Source organism: Corynebacterium yudongzhengii, from assembly GCF_003065405.1.
Classification (GTDB): domain Bacteria; phylum Actinomycetota; class Actinomycetes; order Mycobacteriales; family Mycobacteriaceae; genus Corynebacterium; species Corynebacterium yudongzhengii.
On record NZ_CP026947.1, the window covers coordinates 14533 to 35278 of the forward strand.

At 65.2% G+C, this 20746-nt stretch carries 18 protein-coding genes and 3 tRNA genes; 11 read left to right on the forward strand and 10 right to left on the reverse strand.

The annotated features are described in order from the left end of the window. Window positions 1-4 precede the first annotated feature (4 nt). Entirely contained in the window at window positions 5-349 is a 345-nt protein-coding gene (locus C3B44_RS00060) for a DUF3566 domain-containing protein (protein WP_108430567.1), read from the forward strand. Between the two features lie 10 nt (window positions 350-359). Here the strand turns inward: C3B44_RS00060 and C3B44_RS00065 are convergent, their stop codons facing one another. Both C3B44_RS00065 and C3B44_RS00070 read right to left on the reverse strand, forming a co-directional pair. After that, complete coding sequence (locus tag C3B44_RS00065; protein ID WP_146183488.1) at window positions 360-1871, reverse strand: ABC-2 family transporter permease; 1512 nt, start codon at window positions 1869-1871, stop codon at window positions 360-362. Next, on the reverse strand, window positions 1864-2592 hold the full coding sequence (locus tag C3B44_RS00070) for an ATP-binding cassette domain-containing protein (RefSeq protein ID WP_108430569.1): 729 nt from the start codon (window positions 2590-2592) through the stop codon (window positions 1864-1866). Before C3B44_RS00070 ends, C3B44_RS00065 begins: the two co-directional genes overlap by 8 nt. Window positions 2593-2802: 210 nt before the next feature. Here C3B44_RS00070 and C3B44_RS00075 point away from each other — a divergent pair, with 210 nt between their 5' ends. The 5 genes from C3B44_RS00075 (at window position 2803) to C3B44_RS00095 (ending at window position 4286) form a co-directional block, all read left to right on the forward strand. Then, entirely contained in the window at window positions 2803-3147 is a 345-nt protein-coding gene (locus tag C3B44_RS00075; RefSeq protein ID WP_108430570.1) for a hypothetical protein, read from the forward strand. A 141-nt stretch (window positions 3148-3288) separates the two neighbouring features. After that, window positions 3289-3362 (forward strand) — tRNA-Ile (locus C3B44_RS00080). 12 nt (window positions 3363-3374) lie between these two features. Then, window positions 3375-3447 (forward strand) — tRNA-Ala (locus C3B44_RS00085). A gap of 220 nt (window positions 3448-3667) precedes the next feature. Beyond that, window positions 3668-3740 (forward strand) — tRNA-Ala (locus tag C3B44_RS00090). 159 nt (window positions 3741-3899) lie between these two features. Continuing rightward, a complete protein-coding gene (locus C3B44_RS00095; protein WP_108430571.1) occupies window positions 3900-4286 on the forward strand; it encodes an HAD family hydrolase in 387 nt (128 codons plus the stop codon). Between the two features lie 393 nt (window positions 4287-4679). On the opposite strand, the gene C3B44_RS00100 is transcribed toward C3B44_RS00095, so the two are convergent. After that, window positions 4680-4976, reverse strand: a complete 297-nt coding sequence (locus C3B44_RS00100; RefSeq protein ID WP_108430572.1) for a hypothetical protein — start codon at window positions 4974-4976, stop codon at window positions 4680-4682. 118 nt (window positions 4977-5094) lie between these two features. On the opposite strand from C3B44_RS00100, the gene C3B44_RS00105 reads away from it, so the two are divergent. Further along, window positions 5095-5976, forward strand: coding sequence for an SGNH/GDSL hydrolase family protein (locus tag C3B44_RS00105; RefSeq protein WP_108430573.1), 882 nt, complete (start codon window positions 5095-5097; stop codon window positions 5974-5976). 16 nt (window positions 5977-5992) lie between these two features. Here C3B44_RS00105 and C3B44_RS00110 read toward each other — a convergent pair whose 3' ends face one another. Continuing rightward, entirely contained in the window at window positions 5993-6682 is a 690-nt protein-coding gene (locus C3B44_RS00110) for an SDR family oxidoreductase (protein WP_235840490.1), read from the reverse strand. Between the two features lie 11 nt (window positions 6683-6693). Then, window positions 6694-7632 carry a hypothetical protein gene (locus C3B44_RS00115; RefSeq protein WP_108430575.1) on the reverse strand — a complete coding sequence of 313 codons (939 nt, stop codon included), beginning with the start codon at window positions 7630-7632 and terminating at the stop codon, window positions 6694-6696. Window positions 7633-7888: 256 nt separating this feature from the next. Here C3B44_RS00115 and C3B44_RS00120 point away from each other — a divergent pair, with 256 nt between their 5' ends. Genes C3B44_RS00120 through C3B44_RS00135 form a run of 4 tightly spaced genes read left to right on the forward strand, consistent with a single transcriptional unit; the run spans window position 7889 to window position 12450 of the window. Further along, window positions 7889-8878 (forward strand): methylenetetrahydrofolate reductase, encoded by a 990-nt coding sequence (locus tag C3B44_RS00120; RefSeq protein WP_108430576.1) that lies wholly within the window; start codon window positions 7889-7891, stop codon window positions 8876-8878. A 44-nt stretch (window positions 8879-8922) separates the two neighbouring features. Further along, the gene (metE, locus tag C3B44_RS00125; protein WP_199222454.1) at window positions 8923-11187 is read left to right on the forward strand and encodes a 5-methyltetrahydropteroyltriglutamate--homocysteine S-methyltransferase; all 2265 of its coding nucleotides are present in this window, start codon (window positions 8923-8925) and stop codon (window positions 11185-11187) included. Between the two features lie 22 nt (window positions 11188-11209). Next, entirely contained in the window at window positions 11210-11734 is a 525-nt protein-coding gene (locus C3B44_RS00130) for a peptidylprolyl isomerase (protein WP_108430578.1), read from the forward strand. Window positions 11735-11769: 35 nt separating this feature from the next. After that, on the forward strand, window positions 11770-12450 hold the full coding sequence (locus tag C3B44_RS00135; RefSeq protein ID WP_235840489.1) for a rhomboid family intramembrane serine protease: 681 nt from the start codon (window positions 11770-11772) through the stop codon (window positions 12448-12450). Window positions 12451-14069: 1619 nt separating this feature from the next. Here C3B44_RS00135 and crgA read toward each other — a convergent pair. The 5 genes from crgA to C3B44_RS00160 form a co-directional block, all read right to left on the reverse strand. Then, window positions 14070-14336, reverse strand: a complete 267-nt coding sequence (gene crgA, locus C3B44_RS00140; RefSeq protein WP_108430579.1) for a cell division protein CrgA — start codon at window positions 14334-14336, stop codon at window positions 14070-14072. Between the two features lie 70 nt (window positions 14337-14406). Next, on the reverse strand, window positions 14407-16410 hold the full coding sequence (pknB, locus tag C3B44_RS00145; RefSeq protein ID WP_108430580.1) for a Stk1 family PASTA domain-containing Ser/Thr kinase: 2004 nt from the start codon (window positions 16408-16410) through the stop codon (window positions 14407-14409). Next, a complete protein-coding gene (locus tag C3B44_RS00150; protein WP_108430581.1) occupies window positions 16411-17934 on the reverse strand; it encodes a serine/threonine-protein kinase in 1524 nt (507 codons plus the stop codon). Beyond that, a complete protein-coding gene (locus tag C3B44_RS00155) occupies window positions 17934-19355 on the reverse strand; it encodes a penicillin-binding transpeptidase domain-containing protein (protein ID WP_108430582.1) in 1422 nt (473 codons plus the stop codon). The genes C3B44_RS00150 and C3B44_RS00155 overlap by 1 nt, the downstream gene beginning before the upstream one ends. Further along, on the reverse strand, window positions 19352-20746 hold the full coding sequence (locus tag C3B44_RS00160) for an FtsW/RodA/SpoVE family cell cycle protein (protein ID WP_108430583.1): 1395 nt from the start codon (window positions 20744-20746) through the stop codon (window positions 19352-19354). The genes C3B44_RS00155 and C3B44_RS00160 overlap by 4 nt, the downstream gene beginning before the upstream one ends.

Genomic DNA, 20746 nt, shown 5'->3' on the forward strand with positions numbered 1-20746 from the left:
ACTTATGGCCGAACGTCCCGTAGCGGTGACCCACATTTCGCCCCTGTCCGCGTTCAAAGTGGCGCTCGCGATGTCCCTGATCGGGCTGGTGGCATGGCTCATTGCCGTGACCATTCTGTATATCGGCATGGAAGTCGCCGGCATCTGGGATGCCGCGAACAGCCTGTTCGCCGACGTCGGCGGCACCCAGGCCGTCGGCTTCGGGCTGGTGATCTCCATCGCGGCGCTGATGGGCGCGATCGTCGCCGTGCTCATGGCGGTGCTCGCGCCGCTGGCCGCCGTGGTTTACAACGGCATCGCCAGCCTGTTTGGCGGCATGCTGCTGCACGTGGAAATTGAGGAGCCTTAGGGGGACTCCTTTATGAACTCCGGCGGCTGGCCCGCAAGGCGTGCAACGCCGCGGCGCTAGCGGCCGCCGCGAGTATTACTGCCAGGATCAGCGCTAGGACCCGGCGATGGGGCGCGATGCCGATCTCCGGCCAGGAGGGTACCGCGACCATCCACAGGAAGGTTTCAGAAAGCGCGTCGCCGCCCAAGGTCAGACCCACAATCGTCCACACGATTAGCGCGCCGAGGGCGGCCGCCGGCCCGAAGCGCACGGTCAAGGTCAGCGCTAGCAACGCCAAGGCGATGCCCACGAGCAACCAGAGGATCGCGCGGATCGCTACGTCTGTGAGAGGCATGCCTCGAAGCACCAGGCACAGCGCGAGGATCGCCACTAGAACGGTGATGACCAGCGCGTGATAGAAGACGTACACATGTGTTGCCGCCCGGTTGTGGACATGCAGTAGCGCGTGGCCGGTCTGGTAGATCCGCCAGGAAAGCACCGGCAGAAGGCCCACACCTACGGGGAACAAGGTGAAGGTCATGATCTGGCTGACCAGCTCTGGGTCATAAGTGATCGATGTGAAGATGATGATCGCGGCCGCCAGGGCTGTGAGTATCCAGATGCCCGAGCCGCGGAGAGCCAAGTTGACCGCTCCCAGTGGGAATGGGTGCTGCGCGCGGCGATGAGTGCCGGCTGTCGATTCCGTGGACAGCGATGCAAAGCTCTGGGTCGCCGCAGTGTGCTGCGCTGCGGGGGTTTGTGTGCGCTTTGAGGGCTGTGTGCGCTTTGTGCGCCCGGAGGTTTTATAGGGCTGGGCGGTTCGGATCACCAGAGCGCTCATGGCTACCGCGAAGAGCAGGCAGAGCAGGGCGCCGAGGAGGGGAGGATCATCGAGCACCGGATTCGTCGGCTCGATGGGGGTGCCGTTGAAGTTCACTCCGGTCGGCTCGAGCAGGATCCTGATCGGCCAAGCGGCCGGGATCAGCCACCAGATCTGGGACTCGGCGAAAATGCCGCCGAGGATCTGCCACAACACACCGACGAACAAGGCGCCTGCCATGCCCATCTCGCGAGCCACGAGAGCGCCGAGCGCGATGTATCCCCACGCGCCGAGTATGGAGTAGGCCATGGCCACAAGGCTCTCCTGGACGGGGGAACCGGCGACCAGGATGATTGAGCCGTAGCTGAATACCTGGAAAAGGCATGCGGCAAGCCCGGCGCCAAAAAGTCGGGCGGCCTGGGCGTTGCGCGCGTGGGCGCCGCGCCAGAGCAGGCCCGCCATGTCCGCCTTGCGATCACGGGATTCCTGGATTGCCGCCAGCACCATCATCAGCGGTGCCGCCATGCCGGTGAAGTACATGACCTGCCAGGAGAACACGGCGGACTCAAATCCGGCGGCGCGGGCCCCGCCGGAGAGCAAGATACTCAGGCCGCCGACGAGCAGCCCGATGAGGCTGAACCACAAGGCGGCAGAGCCTTTGAGGCGAATGAGCTCGGCGCGCAGGTGGCCCGGCAATGATTCCTGTAGGCGGACATCACTCATGATCGCCTCCACCGTGGTGGCCTCCGGTGAGATCGAGGAAGCGATCCTCGAGGTCTCCGCCTTGGACGAACTCGCTCTTCGTGCCGCTAAAGACGGTGGTTCCTTGGTCGATGACGGTGACGTCGTCAGCTATGCGAGAGACCTCGCTCAACTGGTGCGAGCTGATGATCACCGTGTTTCCGGCTTCGGCGAACTCACGCAACATGCGCCTTAAGTCCGTGATGCCCTGGGGATCCAACCCGTTTTGAGGCTCATCGAGCACGAGTATCTCAGGCGACCCAATGAGCGCGATTGCCAGTGCCAGGCGGGCTTTCATACCCGTGGAAAAGGAGCGTGCCTTCTTACGGCCAGTATCGCCGAGTCCGACCACGTTGAGGACCCGGTCGGCCTCCTCATCGGGGATGCCGAAGACCTTGGTGTGCACTCGGCAATTGTCGCGCGCGCTCAGGTGCCCGTAGTAGGCGGCACCGTTGATGGAAGATCCGATGTGCTGGAGTAGCTCCGGGCGAAAGTCCTGGCCGTTGATACGCACTGAGCCGGTATGGGGGACAAGGCCGAGGAGCGCTTTAAACGTGGTGGATTTACCGGCACCATTGCGACCGAGTAGTGCGTGGACGCGGCCGGGGGTGGCCAGAAGATTAACGTCGTGGAGAATGTCGGAACCGCCGAGGTTTACCGCGATATCGCAGAGTTCGACTGCGGGGGTGGGGGCTGAACTCATGAGCGCATTGTGCCAGGAATCTGACAGCTTCGCACGGTTAAGACGATGAACCCTAAATGGTTCAGGTATCAACACTCATTCTTATTGGTCATCTACTGCAGTATGGGCAGCGCGTTGGTACTCTACGTTTCATGTAACCCCAATGGGTGTGAAAAGTGTGGTTGATGAGCAGCTGTGCCCTCAGGTTGTGGGCTCAGGAAAGGGGTGTAAGTGGACTCGCAGAAGATAATCGTTTATGCCTTGTTGGCGGTGGGCGCCGTGGCCGCAGTCGCGTCCTTTTTCACCATCACTGCGGGTGTGCTGTCGGTTGTGGTGGTACTCAGCGTGATCGTCATGGCTTTCCTGGCTCGCGGGGAGGGACTCGGCCGTCTCTTATGGGCGTCTGCCGGTGTGGGTCTTCTGGGCGTTATTCTCGCTGGGCTGGGAACGTTCGGGTTGATGGGGCAGGTCAGTTCGAATTGCCATCACCTGGACCCGCGCTCCGAAGAGGGGATCACCTGCTTCAACGAGCACTACAGCCCCGGCTGGGGTCTCTATCACGTCTTGGCTAACTAGCTCGTCTGGAGCTTAGTCTTGGTTCTGTTTCGGTGCTGTCATCGTTGGTATCAAAAAGTGTATCAGTCAGGGGTATTATGCCGTTTGCGCTGGCGATTTGGTGCAGTACTGAGTACTGGGTAATGTTCTTAATCGTTCCCAGGGCCTATAGCTCAGTCGGTTAGAGCGCATCGCTGATAACGATGAGGTCGCAAGTTCGATTCTTGCTAGGCCCACTACGGAACAAAGGGGCATTAGCTCAATTGGTAGAGCATCTGCTTTGCAAGCAGAAGGTCAGGAGTTCGATTCTCCTATGCTCCACAGTCGCGACCGCTGACTGGCACTGATTTCCTACGGTGCTGGGAGGCGGTCTTTTTGGTTCGTCGGGGACGAGTGAAGTAACGCAGGATTACGCACGTGCGTAATCAACGGATCAGCCGGCGATCAGCCCATCTGGACTGGGGGAGGGGGTCGTCGATAAGCGCCCCGGCGCCTGGGATTTTTGTCGTTTGGGCTTCTCGGAGTAACCTCTCTAGCGCACGGGGCATTAGCTCAGTTGGTAGAGCGTCGCGTTCGCAATGCGAAGGTCAGGGGTTCGATTCCCCTATGCTCCACGGTTTTAGCCGCCACCAGCACAGACACTGAAGTGCTGGCGGCGGCTTTTGTGTTGCTAGCCCACCAAGTGCGAGACCCCACCCAGCACGACGCGCTCTCCTGGTACATCATGGCTCTACAGACCCTGCACCCCATGCCCTAGGAAAAGGAGAGCACTTGTGACTTTCGTTGTCTTCGATCTCGGCCGCGTCCTCGTCCCGGACGGCGATCGGGTGCGTCGGTTGATGAACTGTCTGGCTGATCAGTCCGCCGATATCCGGGAAGAAGAGCTGATGGCCGCCTACTGGAAGCACCGCGACGCCTATGACCTGGGCATGTCCGAGGAGGACTACTGGTGGACGGTGCTCGGGGAGGCGGGGATCACCGAGGAGGATCACCCGCAGGTGGATACCCAGGTGCTGGGGGATCTCGATGGTCAGCGCAACGCCAAGCTCGTGCCCGAGACACAAAAGCTTGTCGACGGCCTCCTCACCGCCCACGTCCCCCTAGGCATCTTGAGCAACGCCCCGGTCTCGATGGCCCGCGCGGTGCGCGGCGCCGAGTAGGCCCAGAACATCCCCGCGAAGGTCTTTTCTTCGGAGGTCGGCTGCGCCAAGCCGGACCACAAGATTTATGAGCTTGCCGACGCCGCGCTCGTCGACACCTACGGCGACCACGACAAGGGCGACGTCGTGTTTTTCGACGACCGCCAGCGCAACGTCGACGCCGCGCGCAAGTTCGGCTGGAACGGCCAGCTATGGCAGGGCGTGGAGGAGGCGCGCGCATTCCTGCGTGAACTGGGGGTGGGTTAGGGCTGTTTCGTGCGGGGAACGGTCGGATCGTCGGTACTTACTCAAATCCAACCCCAGATACCAACAGCAAAACGCCCCCGGGAGCCATCCGGAGGCGTTTTATGTATCAGCAGCATTCACCGACGTTGAGCCGGATTTAGTGGCGGATTAGTGGCAATCCCAGTGGTCGCCGTGGGCGGCGTGGCGGTGGCCGTCGTGGATGTAGTCGACGTGGTCACCGTGGGGGACTGCGACGTGGCCGCAGTTCGGGCCGTGCTCGTGCGGGTGGTCGTCGTGGACGACGTGCTCGGTCGGCTCGCACTCGTCCCAGTGGCCCTCGTGCTCGCGGTGCAGGCAGTCGCCGTGCAGGTAGTCGGTGTGGTCGCCGTGAGGGATGGCGGCGTGGCCGCAGCCGGGGCCGTGCTGGTGGTCGTGGTCTTCGTGGATGATGTGCGGGGCAGTCATGTCGGTCCGTCCTTTCCGGATCTTATTGAATCCTTCTTGAAAACACTTCTGATGGTAGTCGGGTTTTCAACAAGATGTCAATAAGGACGCTTAAAGAGAATCCCCTACACTAACCCCCATGCATTTCCGCTTTCCCGCGCTCGTTGGGACCACCGTTGCAGCCCTGCTCATCGCCTCGTGTACACCGGCCGAAGAACAGGCCACACCCACCCCGGAACAGGCCCCAGAACCCACCGAAGAGCCGACGACCTGGTCGTATGTCGCCCTCGGCGATTCCTATGCCGCCATGGGCTCGACCGCTTCGGAAACGACGGGGCCGGGCCCGTGTGTGCGTTCCGTCGATAATTACCCGGCCGGGGTGCTGGCGCTCGATAACGTCGAGGGCGTAGACGAGAGTTGTTCCGGTGCGCGGACCGAGCATGTGCTGGGGGAGTGGCACATCGGCGGCGAGGTGATCCCGCCGCAGATCGACGCGCTCGGCCCCGATACTTCGCTGGTGACGCTGTCGATCGGGGGCAATGACATTAGCTTCTCGTCGTTGGTGGATTGCTTCATCGGCAGTTTTTCGGCCGGTGAGCCGACGAGGTGCCGCGGGCAGATGCAGGCCATGGTCGACGAGGAGCTCGCCGCTTTACCCGCGGAGCTCGACGCGGTCCATGCCGCGATCCGCGAGCGCTCCCCGGAGGCGCGCGTGCTGGTGACGGGGTATGTGCCGCTCGTCGCTGAGGGTGAGCAGTGCGCGGATGTGCCGCTTTTGAGCGAGGACGACCAAGCCTGGATCGTGGATCTGACCGCCCAGCTCAACGAGACGGTCGCGGCGGCGGCCAAGCGTCACGACGCCGAATTCGTCCTCCCCACCACCGCCGCCGAGCACACGGCCTGCGCGGAGCCGGCCGAGCGCTGGGTCGACTTCTTCGGTGCGAATACCGGCGCGTATCCCATGCACCCGACGCCCGCCGGCCAGCGCGCGATGGCCGCGAAGATCGCCGAGCGCCTATAAGACGCGGAACACGACTTTAAGCGTTCTGCATCGGGCGGACGGTGATGACCTCGGTCTGGGCGTTCGGCGGGGTGTCGACGGCCAGCCGCACCGCCGCGGCGATGTCTGCTGGGGTGGCGTAGGTCTCGGGGCCGCCGGGGCGGTTCGACTGTTCGCGCAGCGTGTAGCCCATGTCGGTGGCCACGAAGCCGGGGTGGATGGAGGTCAGCCGCACGCCGTGAGGGCGCTCTTCCTCGCGCACCGCATCGCCGAGTGCCTTCAGCGCGAACTTCGAGCCGCAGTACAGCGCGCCGTTGGCATAGGAGTTCAGGCCGGAGCCGGAGTTCATCATCACGATGATGCCGCGGGCCTCACGCAGGGCGGGCAGCAGGCGGCGGGTGAGGTCGGCGACGCCGAAGACGTTGACTTCGAAAAGCTCGCGCCAGGCGTTGCGGTCCAGTTCCTCGAGCGGGCGCTCGTTCGCGATGCCGGCGTTGTTGACCAACACGTCGAGGCTTCCCAGCCCCAGCTCGTCCACCGCCGACGCCACTGAGTCATCGTCGGCCATGTCGATGACAAAGGGGGTGATCTCCGTGCCTTCGGTCCAGGCCAGCGCATCGAGTGAGCGCGCCCCAGCGTAGACCTTGTGGGTGGTGGAGAGATCCTCGGCGATCGCGCGGCCGATGCCGCGGGAGGCGCCGGTGATGACTGCGGTGGGGGTTGCCAATGAAATCTCCTTTACTTGTCCTGGTTGTCCGTCTGATCCTCGCGGTAGCGCTTGAAGATCTCCTCGGCGCGCCGGGTCTCCTCATCCAGCTGGTCGGAGGCGTTCTGGGCGCCCTCGGAGGCTTCGGCGACCGCGTCTTCGTTCTGGCGGTGGGCGGCAAGCTGCTCGTCGATGGAGCCGAGCAGTTCCTCGTCGCGCTCGGCGGGCTCTGCGGCCAGCTCGCTGGCGAGCTTCTCGCGCGGCTCCGCCTCAGCCGGCTCCGCCTCGAGGTCATCCTCGCTGCGGGAGGTGTGCACCAAGGTGGCTTCCTTCTTGCCGGCGTGCTCCTCGACGTGCGGCGGGCGGGTGGCTGGGGCCTGGCCCTGCTGGCGGAAGAAGAACCAGTAGACAGCGGCGGCCACCGCGGACAGCGCGGCGAGCACCGCGGCGACGATGCCGAGGTTCTTGCCCACCTTCCGGCGCTGCTGGCGGCGTTGCTTCGCCCGCGCCTTCTTCTCGGCGCGCTTGCGGGCCTTCTCGGCGGCCTTTTCGATCTTGCGGGACTGCTTCTTGGCCTTCTTCTTCCACGGCTTGAGCTTCTTGCTCACCGTCTTCTTCGCTTCCTCCGCGCCGTCGAGAAGCTGGTCCTTCGCCTTGTCGAAGTCGAAAGCGTCGACCGCGGCGCGGCGCCGAGCCAGGCGGTTTTTGCGGTTGTTCAGGCGCACGTGCGCGGCCTGGGTGACGGGCCCGGCGGCGGCGCGGGCTTTGCGACGCTTGGCGGCCTCCTTGCCGCCGACGTCGAGCTTCTCGTCGCTATCGAGGAGTTCGAGGTAACGGCGCAGGTCGGAAATGTTCGCCGAGGAGTCCCGGAGCTCGTCGTAGACCGTGCGCTTGGCCTTCTTCTTGTTGTTCGACAGTGCGCCACGCAGCTGGTTGGCGAGGCTTAGGCCCTGAATGATCATCGGGTTCATCGTTTCTCGGGTCTTCCTTACTGCATAAGCGGGGTTAGCTAACGCACCCCAGCTTAGCGACGGGGGTGGACACCGCGTCAGCAAAGAATTATATTCATACATGAGTCGTGTGAATGTGCTGGTCACAAAGATTTCCCCGCGAGCGCTCTCTGAGCTTTCGTGAAAAATGAACCGCTCGTTCTACATTGATGAACCAATGCAGAGCCCTGCTATTCATGTGAGAATCGTCTAAAGATCGCAAAGGATTCGACCTGTTATGCCCACCCGCAGGCAGGCCGCCCCGCGACTGTCCGCCTCCGCACCGGTGGACTCCGGGGAGCAGGCTTCTTCTTCGACCCCGCACTGGGACCGTCTCGCGCTGTCGTTCGAGGTCATCCCGCCGCGCGCGGGGAATACCGCGGACGTCGAGAAGCTCGACGGCCTGCTCGCGGAGCTCGAGTCTTATCGGCCTGACTATTTGGCGGTGACGTCTTCGCAGCGCTCCGGCTGGCTGAAGGGCACCACCGCGCTCATCGAGTACATCACCGAGACCACCCGCATGCGCCCGCTCGCGCACATCGCGTGCACCACGGGCGATCGCGCCGCGATGGTCCGGGGGATCAACGAGCTTATCGACGCTGGCGTCCGCGGCCTCCTCGCCTTACGCGGAGATCTGCCCGAAGGCGAGAGCAGCCTCCCGCCCGGCTACCTGCAGCACGCCACCGACTTAATCCGCCTGATCCGCGACGTCGAGCGCGGCCAGGCGGCCCGCTTCGCCGCCGGCAACCTGGCCGTCGGCGTGGCGTGCTACCCGTCGGGACACTTCGAGTCGGCCAACGAGGACGAGGACTTCGACGTCCTTTTGGCCAAGCAGCGCTTGGGCGCCGACTTTGCGATCACCCAGCTCTTCTTCGAGGCGGAGGACTACCTCCGGTTCGTCAAGAAGGCCCGGCTGGCCGGAGTGACGATTCCGCTCATTCCGGGCATCATGCCCATGACTTCGGCGAAGAGGCTGGAGCGCATGGGCAAGCTGGCCGGGTTGAGCGTGCCGGAGAAACTGGCGAAACAGCTCAACGAAGCCGCGCTCATCGGCCCCGACGCCGAGTGGGAAACGGGACTCGAACTCACCGTCCAGCTCGCGCGCGAGGTGCTCGAGGGCGGTGCGGGTGGACTGCACGTCTACACGCACAACAAGATCGACGTCACCCGCGAACTGCTGACCCGCGTGGGTATCCACCCCAAGCAGCCCATGCGGCGCATGGCCTAGATCTGACCCCCTAGCTCACCGAGAACAAAGAGAAACTACGCATCATGTCTTCTTTCCCGAAAGTCACCATCGAGGGTTACCCGCGCATCGGCGCGAACCGTGAACTGAAGAAGGCCCTGGAGGGCTACTGGGCCGGGCGCATCTCGGCCGAGGACTTCACCTCCGCGGCGCACTCCCTGCGACTGAACAACTACCACCGCCTCCAGGACCTGGGCCTCAACGAGGACTACGCCATCCCGGCGGATGTCGCGTACTACGACCAGGTGCTCGAGACCGCCCTGACCGTCGGCCTCATCGGCGGCGGCGAGGTCTCGCTCGACGAGGAGTTCGCCCTGGCCCGCGGCAACTCGGAGCGCGCCCCGCTCGAGATGACCAAGTGGTTCGACACGAACTACCACTACCTCGTGCCGGAGGTCGGCACCGACGCCCTCACCCCGCGCCCGCAGCGCATCCTCAACATCGTCGAGGAGGCCCGCGAGGCTGACGTCGTCGTCCGCCCGTACCTGGTCGGCCCGGTCACCCTGCTGGCTCTGGCCAAGGCCGCCGAAGGTGCTGGTGAGCCGCTGGAGCGTCTCGACGAGGTCGTCGACGCCTACGCCGAAATCCTCACCGAGCTGGCCCGCGCCGGCGTCGACTGGGTGCAGCTCGCCGAGCCGGCCCTCGTCGCCGACCTGGGCCCGGGCGATGAGAAGCTCGCCGAGCTCGCCGAGAAGGCCCACCGCCGCCTGCTCGAGCCGGCCGCCGGCGAGGAGCGCCCGAACGTGCTCATCACCACCCCGTACGGCTCCCTGCGCGCCGGGCTGAAGGCCCTGGCCAACGCCGCCCCGGAGGCCCTGCACGTCGACCTCGCGCCGGGCACCCTGGCCAACGACGAGGACTACGTCGCACGCATCAACGAGACCGTCGGCAAGGATATTCACCTGGTGGCCGGGCTTATCGACGGCCGCAACGTCTGGGCCGCCGACCTCGCCGAGCGCGACCAGGTGCTCAAGTCCTTCGCCGGCCGCGAGGTCTCCGTCTCTACGTCGGTCTCCCTGCTGCACGTGCCGCACACGCTCGCCGCCGAGGAAGACCTGCCGGTCGACGTGGTCAGCTGGCTCGCGTTTGCCGACGAGAAGATCGCCGAGGCCGTCGCCCTGGCCAACGGCGACGAGGAAGCCGTCGCCCGCTCCCAGCGCGCCGTGCGCACCCGGCGTGAGTCGGAGCGCACCCGCGTCGCCGCCGTCCAGGAGCGCACCGCCGCCCTGCCGGACGGCCAGGTGGAGCGTAAGCCGGACTTCGCGGGTCGTCGAGAAGCGCAGGAAGCGCTCGGCCTGCCGACGCTGCCCACCACCACCATCGGCTCCTTCCCGCAGACCAAGGAGATCCGCACCTCGCGTGCCGATCACCGCAAGGGCAAGCTCAGCGACGAGCAGTACACCGAGGCGCTGAAGAAGGAGATCGCCGACGTCGTGCGCTTCCAGGAGGACCTGGGCCTCGACGTGCTCGTCCACGGCGAAGCCGAGCGCAACGACATGGTCCAGTACTTCGCGGAGCTTCTCGACGGCTTCGTCGCCACCCAAAACGGCTGGGTCCAGTCCTACGGCTCGCGTTGCACCCGCCCGCCGATCGTCGTCGGCGACGTCTCCCGCCCAAAGGCCATGACCGTGGAGTGGGCGAAGTACGCCCAGTCCCTGTCCGACAAGCCGGTCAAGGGCATGCTCACCGGCCCGGTGACCATCCTGGCCTGGTCCTTCGTGCGTGACGACGTCCCGCTCGCCGTCTCCGCCGACCAGATCGCCCTCGCGCTCGCCGACGAGGTCCGCGACCTCGAGGAGGCCGGCATCAGCGTCATCCAGATTGACGAGCCCGCCCTGCGCGAGCTGCTGCCGCTGCGCGAGGACGACCGCCCGGCGTACCTCGACTGGTCCATCCGCTCCTTCCGCCTCGTGGCGCTGGACGCGAAGCCGACCACCCAGATCCACACCCACCTCTGCTACTCCGAGTTCGGCCAGATCATCGACGCCGTCGCCGCCCTCGACGCCGACGTCACCTCGATCGAGGCCGCCCGCTCGAAGATGGAGCTGCTCGTTGACCTCAACGACAACTTCCACTCGCAGATCGGCCCGGGCATCTGGGACATCCACTCGCCGCGCGTGCCGAGCGTCGACGAGCTCGAAGAGCTCATCACCGCCGCTCTCAAGCACGTGCCCGCCGAGCGGCTCTGGGTCAACCCGGACTGCGGCCTGAAGACCCGCGGCTACGAAGAAACCGAGGCCTCCCTGAAGAACCTGGTGGAGGCGCGGAACCGGGTCGTCGAGAAGCTCTAGAGTTTCGGTACCATGGGTTGCCATGAGCATTAAGACTGCTACGGCAACCCTGCACACCAACCACGGCGACATTCTCGTCGATCTGTTCGGCAACCACGCCCCGCAGACCGTCGAGAACTTCGTCGGCCTGGCCACCGGCGAGAAGGAGTACTCCACCGTCAACGCCAAGGGCGAGAAGAGCGGCCCGTTCTACGACGGGTCCATCTTCCACCGCATCATCGACGGATTCATGATCCAGGGCGGTGACCCCACCGGCACCGGCCGCGGCGGCCCGGGCTACCAGTTCGCCGACGAGTTCCACCCGGAACTGCGTTTCGACCGCCCGTACCTCCTCGCCATGGCCAACGCCGGCCCCGGCACCAACGGTTCGCAGTTCTTCATCACCGTGGCGAAGACCCCGCACCTCAACAACGCCCACACCATCTTCGGTGAGGTCACGGATGAGGCGTCGCAGAAGGTCGTCGACAAGATCGCTTCCGTGCGCACCGGCGGCATGGACCGCCCGGTCGAGGACGTGGTGATCGAAAGCATCGAGATCTCGAAGTAGGTCTCTTGGGGTAGCCCTTGGGCTACTTTTATCCCATGAGGATTTCGCAGTGGCTTCGCGGATACGCCCGGCAGGCGCCGGTGTGTTTGTTCATCGTGGTTGCTTGTTCGGCGGTCGCCGTGGTGGCGATGGTGCAGCGCTTGTCGTTTACGGGCCTGCAGGCCAGCGGGATCGGCGCGCACATGATCCTGTGGGGACCGTTGTCCGCGGGTGCCGATTACGGGTGGATCCGCGTGCTGACCTCGGGTTTCCTACACCTCGACATAGGCCACTTGGCGATCAACATGTTCCTGCTGATCCTCATCGGCCGGGAGGTCGAGCGCCACATCGGCCACGCACTGTTCGCCGCGACCTATCTGGTCAGCGTCGTGGGCGCGTCCGCCGCGGTGCTCGCCTTTACCCCTCACGTGCCGACGGCCGGCGCCTCCGGTGCCCTCTACTCCCTCATGGCGATCTTCGTCGCCGTCACCGCCGCCCGAGGCGGCGACCTCCGCGCACCGCTGGTTTTGGTTGCCGCGAACGTTGCCTATTCTCTGTTGGTTCCGGGGATTAGCCTGGTCGGTCACCTGGGCGGGCTCGTGGTCGGTGCCGTGTTGGCTTGGTTCGTGGTGCGCTCGCGCGGCTTGGGCTGGGCCGCGGTGGCCGTGGTTGGGCTCGCGTGCGTTGTTGTGTGCTGGTGGTTGATCCGAGCGATCGCCGTGGGTGGTGTTATGTGAGTGTTGGGGTTGTTTGTTGGGGGCTTGGATTTGAGTAAGTACCGACGATCCGGGGGTTTCGGGGGCCGAAACGGGGTTAACGTCGGTAGTTACTTAAATATCTTGCGGATTTCGGGCCGGAATGGGGCTTGGATTTGAGTAAGTACCGACGATCCGGCGGTTTCGGGGGCGGAAACGGGATTATCGTCGGCAGTTACTTAAATCCCGGCATCTCTAGTGAAGGCACCCGGAACGCTTGTGTGGTTGGTGACTATGGTCCACTCACCACGGCCAACGGGTCTGCGTCCCGATTCGGGGTAGGCGGTAGCGCGCGTCCGCGCAGTTGGTAGTAGGGGTCTGGCTGCCTGGTAGCACTCCTAGCTACGACGTCTTTCTGATGCGGAGGCTTCGTAGTTTGGCGTTTCCTGTGTCAGTACCACGGAGAAGAATTCTTCTTTTCGGTGCGCGGAGATTTTACGGCGATACGCCTCATTCCACGCTCCGCGGCCTCGCGGAGCCTCTCTCATCGCAATGCGCCTTCCGGAGTGTTCCTTGGGCCTTGGCGATCATCCCGAAAAGAATAGCCGGAGCCGCCCTGATCTACTGGCCTAGCTGAAGAAACGGAACCTACCTACGTTGTGCCGCGGCATAGTGCGGACCGTGCTTTTACGTACGTGCGTAATCCGGATCCAATGGGTCCCGGGAAACTCATAGGTACACGAGGGCGCACTGTTGGAGTTACGGAGTCGGCCTCTGCTTTTTACGCACGTGCGTAATCGGAAATTGATGAATCCCGGGGAACTCATAGGTATGCAAGACTCCCTGTTACCTGCGCCGTGTGGTGAGCACTGGTGCCGCCGCGTTCGGGGTCTGCTGAGGGTTGGGGAGTCTGCGCCGCCAGGGCCTGGGACGTGACTGCCAAAGCCGGATGACTGCTACCAACTACCCGGAAACCGGGACTACCAGATAGCCGGAGAAGCGCTACCAACAAACCACATCTCACGACCCTTTCTCGAGCCGAAACCGAATACGAGTTGCAGCAGCTCAAGGAATCTGTGGAAGCAAGCTTCGAGGAAATCAAGGACAGAGCGGTCAGCTACACACTAAGCCCGCGGGAGTTTGCTGTCTGGGAACCCATCACGGATCTAACGCATCACTGACCTTCAGTGGCTCCTAGATCATGAATAAACAAACCACCGGCAAGCACCCACCCAACCCGGGGGTACTCCAGAGTGGATGCGGGGGAGTTGTGTACAACCTCGGCGTGTTGTTGACAGGGTTATCCACCGGTGGAGTTATCCCCAGAAAAGCGGCGAAGTTGTCCACATTGTGGATAACTACATTCTTGTAATTTACCGAACAGGTATGCGTTCGAAGTGTCGGAACCTGCCCATACTCCCGGGTACAGCGTTGGGGTTCGAACGACGCACGCCGATGGGGAAACAGTGCACAGAGTTATCCACAGGCTGTGGGCAACCGCTGTGGAAAGGTATTTCACAGACCTATGCACAGCTTGTGGATAACTGTTGCACCCGAACACGAGCCAACACGAGTACACACCACGGGGGTAGGCGGCAGAAGTAACAGGGCATAAGAAAACCCCGCCACCCGGGTGGGGGACGGGGTATAGAGAAGTGAAGCTAACGCCAGCCCATGGTCATGAGCAGGCCGACGATGAAGAGGCCGAAGCCGATCGCGTAGTTCCACGCTCCGAGTTCAACCATGAACGGGATCATGCCGGCAGCCAGGTAGAAGACGACGATCCAGGCCAAGCCCAGCAGCATGAGGCCGAACATGATGACCTTGTACCAGATCGGCGTGCCGCTGGTGTTGAGCTTCACCGGGGTCCGGCTGACGCTGGAACGCGTTTTCTGCGGGGTCGTGTTCGTGACCTTCGCCTTGGGCATATCAGATCCTTTTCGCCGTTGATGTCGCGTGGTGGTTTACGTCGATAAGCCTAGCAGGTGAGATTCTCCGTCAACCTCCGCGGAGAGCGTCGCGCACGCCGGAGGGGGCGAGCTCCTCGAGGCGGAACTCCCAGATGTAGACGGTCACGGGGGCGTCCTTGCGCAGCGACTCGCCAGCTTCGGGGTCGGTGCCGGCGACGAGGCCTTCGTCGACAAGCGCGCCCGTGCCGGGGCGATCGGGCGAGATGCGGAAATCGCTAGGTGAGCCCTCCCAGCCGGCGTCGCGGAGCGCGCGCTGGGCGTCGTCGGGGTTGAGGCGGGTGATCGACGGCATGTCTATGAGCATCCCGTTCGAGACCTGCACGATCACCTCCGAGCCCACCGGGGCCTCCTCGCCGGCGCCGCCGACGGCGAGCACGCGGTCCTCGTCCTCGTGGGAGTCGAGGTATTCGGCGGTCGGTTCGAAGCCGAGCGAACGCAGCGTGTTCTGCGCCTCCGCCCAGGTGGCTCCGGTCAGATCGGGCACGCGGGCCAGCTCCGGGCCGGTGGAGACGGTGACGGAGACCTCGTCGCCCTCGGACGCTTCCTCCCCGGGCGCCGGGGACTGCCGGATGATCGATCCTTCGGGGACCGAGTCGGAGGAATCCTCGTCGACCTGCGGGTTCAGGCGCAGGCCCGCCTCGTCGAGCGCGGTGCGCGCCTGGGCGGGGGTGAGCCCCGAGAGGTCGGGGACGGTGGTCATCCGCTCGCCCGAAGAGGCGATCAGGGTGACAGTGGTGCCGACGCGCAGCTCCGAACCAGCCGTCGGGTTGGTGCGGATGACGCGGTCCTCGTCGACCTCCGAGCTGGGCTCTTCTTCGACCTCGACCTCGAAGCCCAGCTCCTCGAGCTGGCGGGTCGCCTCCGCGCGGGTTAGGCCGGAGACATCGGGCACGGCGAGCTCGTCGGCCTCGCTGTTCGGGGCGGGGGAGGCGGTGGAAGAATCCTCGCGGCCGAAACCGCCGCCGAAGAGCATCTGCCAGCCGAACAGGCCGGCAGCCACGATCACGAGGCCGGCCAGCACGAGTGCGAGGACCTTCGCCACGGGGAAGGGCTTCTTCTCGGCGGCGGGCGAAGCAGAGGCAGCAGCAGAAGAACCAGCAGCCGCAAACGCCGTCGTCGAGACGTCCTCAGACGCGGACTCGGCCTGCGCGTCCTCGAGATGCATAGCGGCCGAGCGGGCGTCCTGGCCGCGGGCCAAACGCTCGAGGTCCTCGCCCATCTCTGCGGCCGACTGGTAGCGGTCCGCGGGATGTTTCGCCATCGCGGTGAGCGTGACGGCGTCGATGTTGACGCGGGCGGTGTTATCGAGGGTGGGGTCGTCGATACGCGCCGACGGCGCCTCCGCGTCTTCCTGAACGTGCTGGTAGGCGACGGCGAAGGGGGATTCGCCCTCGAAGGGCACGGTGCCGGTGACGGCCTCGTAGAGGACGCAGCCGAGGGCGTAGACATCGGAACGCGCGTCGGCGGCGCGGCCGCGGGCCTGTTCCGGCGAAAGGTATTGGGCGGTGCCGATGACCGCGGAGGTCTGCGTCATGGCGCTCGTGGCGTCGTCGAGCGCGCGGGCGATGCCGAAGTCCATTACCTTCACCGCGCCGGTGTTGGTGATCATGATGTTCGCCGGCTTGATGTCGCGGTGGATGATGCCGGCCTCGTGGCTGGATTGCAGCGCCGAGCACACGGGAACTAAAAGCTCAGCGGCCCGCGCCGGGCTCAGGGGGCCGTCGGTGCGCATGACGTCGCGCAGCGTGCGGCCGTGGATGCGCTCCATGACGATGTAGGGGACATCGAGGCCGTCGGTATCCGTCTCACCGGTGTCGAACACGGCGACGATGTTGGGGTGGTTCAGCTTCGCGGAGTTCTGCGCTTCTCGACGAAAACGTTCCCTAAAGTTATCGTCGCGCGCCATGTCCGGCTTGAGCATCTTGACGGCCACGTCGCGGCCCAAAAGCACATCGCTGGCGGCGAAGACGTTGGACATGCCGCCGGTGCCGATGCGCTCTGCGAGTTGGTAGCGGTCTGCGAGCAGGCTCATCTACACACCCCCGAGGAGGTTCTCGAGGTCCGCGACCGGGTCGTCGGCCGTGTCCCCGCCGGGCGCGGGCAGAGTGGTCTGGCTCGCGCCGGGCGCCGACTCTGGCGGGTTGGGGGCGTCGGGTATCGACGTCGGCGCCGGCGGCACACTCGGCTGGTTGGGCTGAGGTCGCGGCGGCGCGGGCTGGCGGCTGGTCAGCGGCGGCGGGGAGAGGGTCTCGCGCTCGCGGGCGGTGGGCTCGGCCGGCGCGGACTCGGGCTCGGGGCGCACGGTGGTGGTCACCTGTTCGGGCGGGGCCTCCTGGTTGGGTTCTACGGTCTCTTCGGTGGGGGTGACCCACTCGGTGACGACCTCGGGTTCGGTGGTTTCGGGAGTCGGCCTGGGCTGGCGGTCGAAGAGCCCGGCCTGGGCGGCGGTCCACACGCCGATGGCGCCGGCGATCGCGATGATCGCGGCGATGAGCAGGCCGATGCCGAAAGCGCCGCCGGAGGACTTCTTCGCCGACTTCCTGGCGGGTTTCTGCCCCGCCTTCTTCGCCGCTGCACCTGAGGCGCCGGTACCGGCGGCGGGCTGCGTCGTGCGCGGCCGGGCGACCTGGCCGAGCATGTGCGTCGAGGCGGTCGGGGAGGGTTCCTGGGCGACGCCGGACATGGCGGCGCTCGCCGGCTGCGGGGGCCGGCGCCCGTCGCGTACGGCGTTGACGGCGAGGGCGAACTCGTTGCCGTCGGCGAAGCGGGTCTGCGGGTCCTTGCGCAGGGCGATGCCGATGAGCTCGCGGGCCTCGGCGGAGATCGACGTCGGCAGCGGCGGCGGGGCGTTGTTGACGTGCGCGAGCGCCACCGAGACCCCGGAGTCGCCGGAAAAAGGCCGGTGCCCGGCGAGCATCTCGTAGCCGACCACGCCGAGCGAGTAGACGTCGGTGGCCGAGGTGACCTCGAAGCCCTGGGCCTGCTCGGGTGAGACGTACTGAGCGGTGCCCACGACCATGCCGGTGCGTGTCAGCGGCACCGCGGCCGCGGCCTTGGCGATGCCGAAGTCGGTGATCTTCACCTCGCCGCTCTGGGTGATCATGAGGTTGCCGGGCTTGATGTCGCGGTGGATGAGCCCCTGGCGGTGGGTGATGGATAACCCGTGGGCGGCCTGCTCGAGGACGTCGAGGGCGATGTCCTCGTCGAGCGCGCCCTCGCGGGAGAGCAGGTCGGCCAGCGACTCGCCGCGTACGTACTCCATGGCGATGAAGCAGTTGGTGTGCCCGGCCGGGTCGGGGACCTCGCGGTAGTCATAGGTGGCCACCACGTGGTCGGAGCTTATCGATTCCGCCGCGATCGCCTCGTTGCGGAAGCGGTCGAGGAACTCTTCGTTGTTGGAGAACTCCGGGCGCAGGAATTTGATGGCCACCTCGCGGTCGTGGCGGGTGTCGTCGGCAAGCCAGACCGTCGACATGCCGCCGTGGCCGATGATCCACTGCAGGCGGTAATCGTCGCCTATCTGCTCCTGTAGCTGCTCCTTGGTCTCTTCGCTCACTACTCATCGCCTCCCGCGGGGGCGGAGGCCAAGATCGCGCGGCCGATCGGCGCGGAGACCTGCCCGCCGGTGGCCGAGGCACCGAAGCCGCCACCATTCTTGACGACGACACCGACCGCCACATCCTTGTCCGGGTCATAGGCGACGTACCAGGTGTGCGGCGGGACGCCTTCGGCGTGCTCGGCGGTGCCGGTCTTGGAGGCGTAGTTGTTGCCGTCGTAGCCGGAGGTGTTGCGCTCGGAGGCGAACATCAGCTGCTCGAGGGTATCGGCCTGCTCCTCGGTGACGGCCTGGGTGATGTCGTTGGGGCGGGTGGTCTTCACGGTGGAGAGATCAGCCTCGGTGATGCGGTCGATGACATAGGGCTCCATGCGCCGGCCATCGTTGGCCACGGTCGCGGCCATCACGGCGGCCTGGAGGGCGGACATGGTCACATCGCGCTGGCCGATGGAGGTCTGGCCGACGGCGGCGTCGTCCGGCAGCTCGCCGAGCTCGCCGGAGGACATCTCGAGGCCCAAGTCATAACGCTCGCCCACGCCGAAGGCTTCGGCGGCGTCGCGTAAGGCGTCGGCGCCGACGTCGATACCCATCTGCACGAAGGCGGTGTTGCAGGAGAGCATGAACGCCGTCTCCAGGGTGACCTGCTCGGAGCCGCCGCAGGACTGGCCGGCGTAGTTGGTCAGCGTCGTGTTCGTATTCGGCAGGGTGATCGACGCCTGGCCGGTCACCGTCGACTGCGGCGTGTAGCCGTTTTCCAGGCCGGCGGCGGTGGTGATGATCTTGAAGATCGAGCCCGGCGGCAGGGTCTCCTGGGTGGCGGAGTTGATCAGCGGCTGGGAGGAATCGTTGGTGATCTGCTCCCAGTTCTCGTCGATGCTGTTGGGGTCATAGGACGGCGTCGAGGCCATCGCCAGCACTTCGCCTGTCGACGGCCGCAGCGCCACCGCCGCCCCCGAGTAACCGTTGTCGGCCAGCTGGGAATAGGCAGTGGCCTGGGTATCCGGGTCCAGGGTCAGCTCGACGTTGGCGCCGGGCTCGTCGCCGCTGGAAAACAGGTTGAACGCCCGGGAGGCCAGCACCGAGGTGTCCTGGCCGTTAAGTACTCCGTTCTGGGAGGCCTCGATGCCGGCGGCGCCGTACTGCGGCGAGAGGTAGCCGACCACCGGGGCAAACGTGTAGGGCGCGCCGGGGTATTCACGGTAGTAGGTGCCCTCCCCGGTGGGGTTGGATTCGGCCAGCACCAGGCCGCCGGCGGAGATGTTGCCGCGCTGGATCTGCTGCATCTCCTCGAAGCTGCGGGCGTTCAGCGGGTTCTGGGCGTAGGCCTCCTCGCGGAAGGCCTGGATGATCGTGATGTTGATCAAGAGGATGAGGATGAGCAGGAGTGCGAACATCGCTCCGATACGGATGGACTTGTTCATCGACGCACCTCCTGGGCGTTCTGGGTGGCAAACAATCCGGTTTCTGCCCCGGCGCCATGTCCTGTGCCGTGGCCGGCAGACAGCTGCGCGGGGTCTTCGATCTCGCGGGCCGGGCGGTTGGCGGAGTTCGAGATCCGCAGAAGCACGGCGACCAAGATGTAGTTCGCCATGAGCGCGGAACCGCCGGCGGACATGAACGGGGTGGTCAGGCCGGTCATCGGCATCAGTGCTGTGATGCCGGCAACCACCACGAAGACCTGGATGGCGATGGTCAGCGCTAAGCCGGCAGAGAGCAGCTTGCCGTAGGAATCACGCACCTTCAACGCGGTGCGGAAGCCGCGGGAGACGAACAGCGCGAAGAGCACCAGCACGGCCGCCAGGCCGAAGAGCCCCAGCTCCTCGCCGACGGCGGCGAGGATGAAGTCCGAGTGCGCGACCGGCACCATCTGCGGGTGCCCGTCGCCGAGGCCGGTGCCGGTGATCCCGCCCCAGGACAGGCCGAACAGCGACTGGGAGATCTGGTAGCCGGTGGAATCGTAGTTGGCGATGGGGTCCAAGAAGTTCTGGACGCGGTCCTGGATCTTGTCGGAGATCGAGTAGATGCTCACCCCGCCGAGGGCGACGAGGATGACGCCGATGATCAGCCAGGAGATCCGCCCGGTGGCCATAAAGAGCATGCCCAAGACGGTGGCGAAGAGCAGCAGCGCCGGGCCGAAGTCGTTGGAGGCGGCCATGATCAAAAGGGCGATGAGCCAGACCGCCAGAATGGGCGCGAGGTCGCGCAGGCGCGGGAAGTCCAGGCCCAGTAAGCGGTAGCCGGCGACCGTGAACAGCGCGCGCTTCTGGGCGAGCAGCTGCGCGAAGAATAGCAGCAGAAGGATCTTGGAGAATTCGCCCGGCTGGATCGAGAAGGGGCCTAAGTTGATCCAGATCCGCGCGTCGGAATCGACGGGCTGCGGCCACACCAGGGGCAGCGCCAGAAGCACCAGGCCCACCAGGCCCAGCAGGTAGGAAAAACGGGTTAGCGTGCGGTGATCGCGCAGGATCACCAGCGTGGCCACCAGCAGCACGATGCCCGCCAAGGTCCATAGCACCTGCCGGTTGGCCAGGGAGGTCTCATTGGCGATGTCGAGGCGGTAGATCACCACCAGCCCGATCGCGTTCAAGGTGGCCGCCACGGGCAGAAGCAGCTGGTCCGCATAAGGCGCGAGGAAGCGGATGGCCAAGTGGGCGATGCCGAAGGCCCCGATGAACCCGCCGATGAGGTAGGCCATCTCGGTGGTGATCGCGTTGCCCTGGGACAGCTCGAGGCTAATGAGCATCACGGCGAGAATCACCGTGGCGAGCAGCAGGAACCCGAGTTCGGTGCTTCGCAGAAAGATCTTCTTCAC

What these genes read in the sequence shown, in the direction of transcription:
- C3B44_RS00120 (WP_108430576.1), top strand. Translation starts at nt 7,889, where the DNA reads ATGCCCACCCGCAGGCAGGCCGCCCCGCGACTGTCCGCCTCCGCACCG.
- C3B44_RS00100 (WP_108430572.1), bottom strand. Translation starts at nt 4,976, where the DNA reads ATGACTGCCCCGCACATCATCCACGAAGACCACGACCACCAGCACGGC.
- C3B44_RS00065 (WP_146183488.1), bottom strand. Translation starts at nt 1,871, where the DNA reads ATGAGTGATGTCCGCCTACAGGAATCATTGCCGGGCCACCTGCGCGCC.
- C3B44_RS00130 (WP_108430578.1), top strand. Translation starts at nt 11,210, where the DNA reads ATGAGCATTAAGACTGCTACGGCAACCCTGCACACCAACCACGGCGAC.
- C3B44_RS00105 (WP_108430573.1), top strand. Translation starts at nt 5,095, where the DNA reads ATGCATTTCCGCTTTCCCGCGCTCGTTGGGACCACCGTTGCAGCCCTG.
- pknB (WP_108430580.1), bottom strand. Translation starts at nt 16,410, where the DNA reads ATGAGCCTGCTCGCAGACCGCTACCAACTCGCAGAGCGCATCGGCACC.
- C3B44_RS00070 (WP_108430569.1), bottom strand. Translation starts at nt 2,592, where the DNA reads ATGAGTTCAGCCCCCACCCCCGCAGTCGAACTCTGCGATATCGCGGTA.
- crgA (WP_108430579.1), bottom strand. Translation starts at nt 14,336, where the DNA reads ATGCCCAAGGCGAAGGTCACGAACACGACCCCGCAGAAAACGCGTTCC.
- C3B44_RS00060 (WP_108430567.1), top strand. Translation starts at nt 5, where the DNA reads ATGGCCGAACGTCCCGTAGCGGTGACCCACATTTCGCCCCTGTCCGCG.
- C3B44_RS00135 (WP_235840489.1), top strand. Translation starts at nt 11,770, where the DNA reads ATGAGGATTTCGCAGTGGCTTCGCGGATACGCCCGGCAGGCGCCGGTG.
- C3B44_RS00115 (WP_108430575.1), bottom strand. Translation starts at nt 7,632, where the DNA reads ATGAACCCGATGATCATTCAGGGCCTAAGCCTCGCCAACCAGCTGCGT.
- C3B44_RS00155 (WP_108430582.1), bottom strand. Translation starts at nt 19,355, where the DNA reads ATGAACAAGTCCATCCGTATCGGAGCGATGTTCGCACTCCTGCTCATC.
- metE (WP_199222454.1), top strand. Translation starts at nt 8,923, where the DNA reads ATGTCTTCTTTCCCGAAAGTCACCATCGAGGGTTACCCGCGCATCGGC.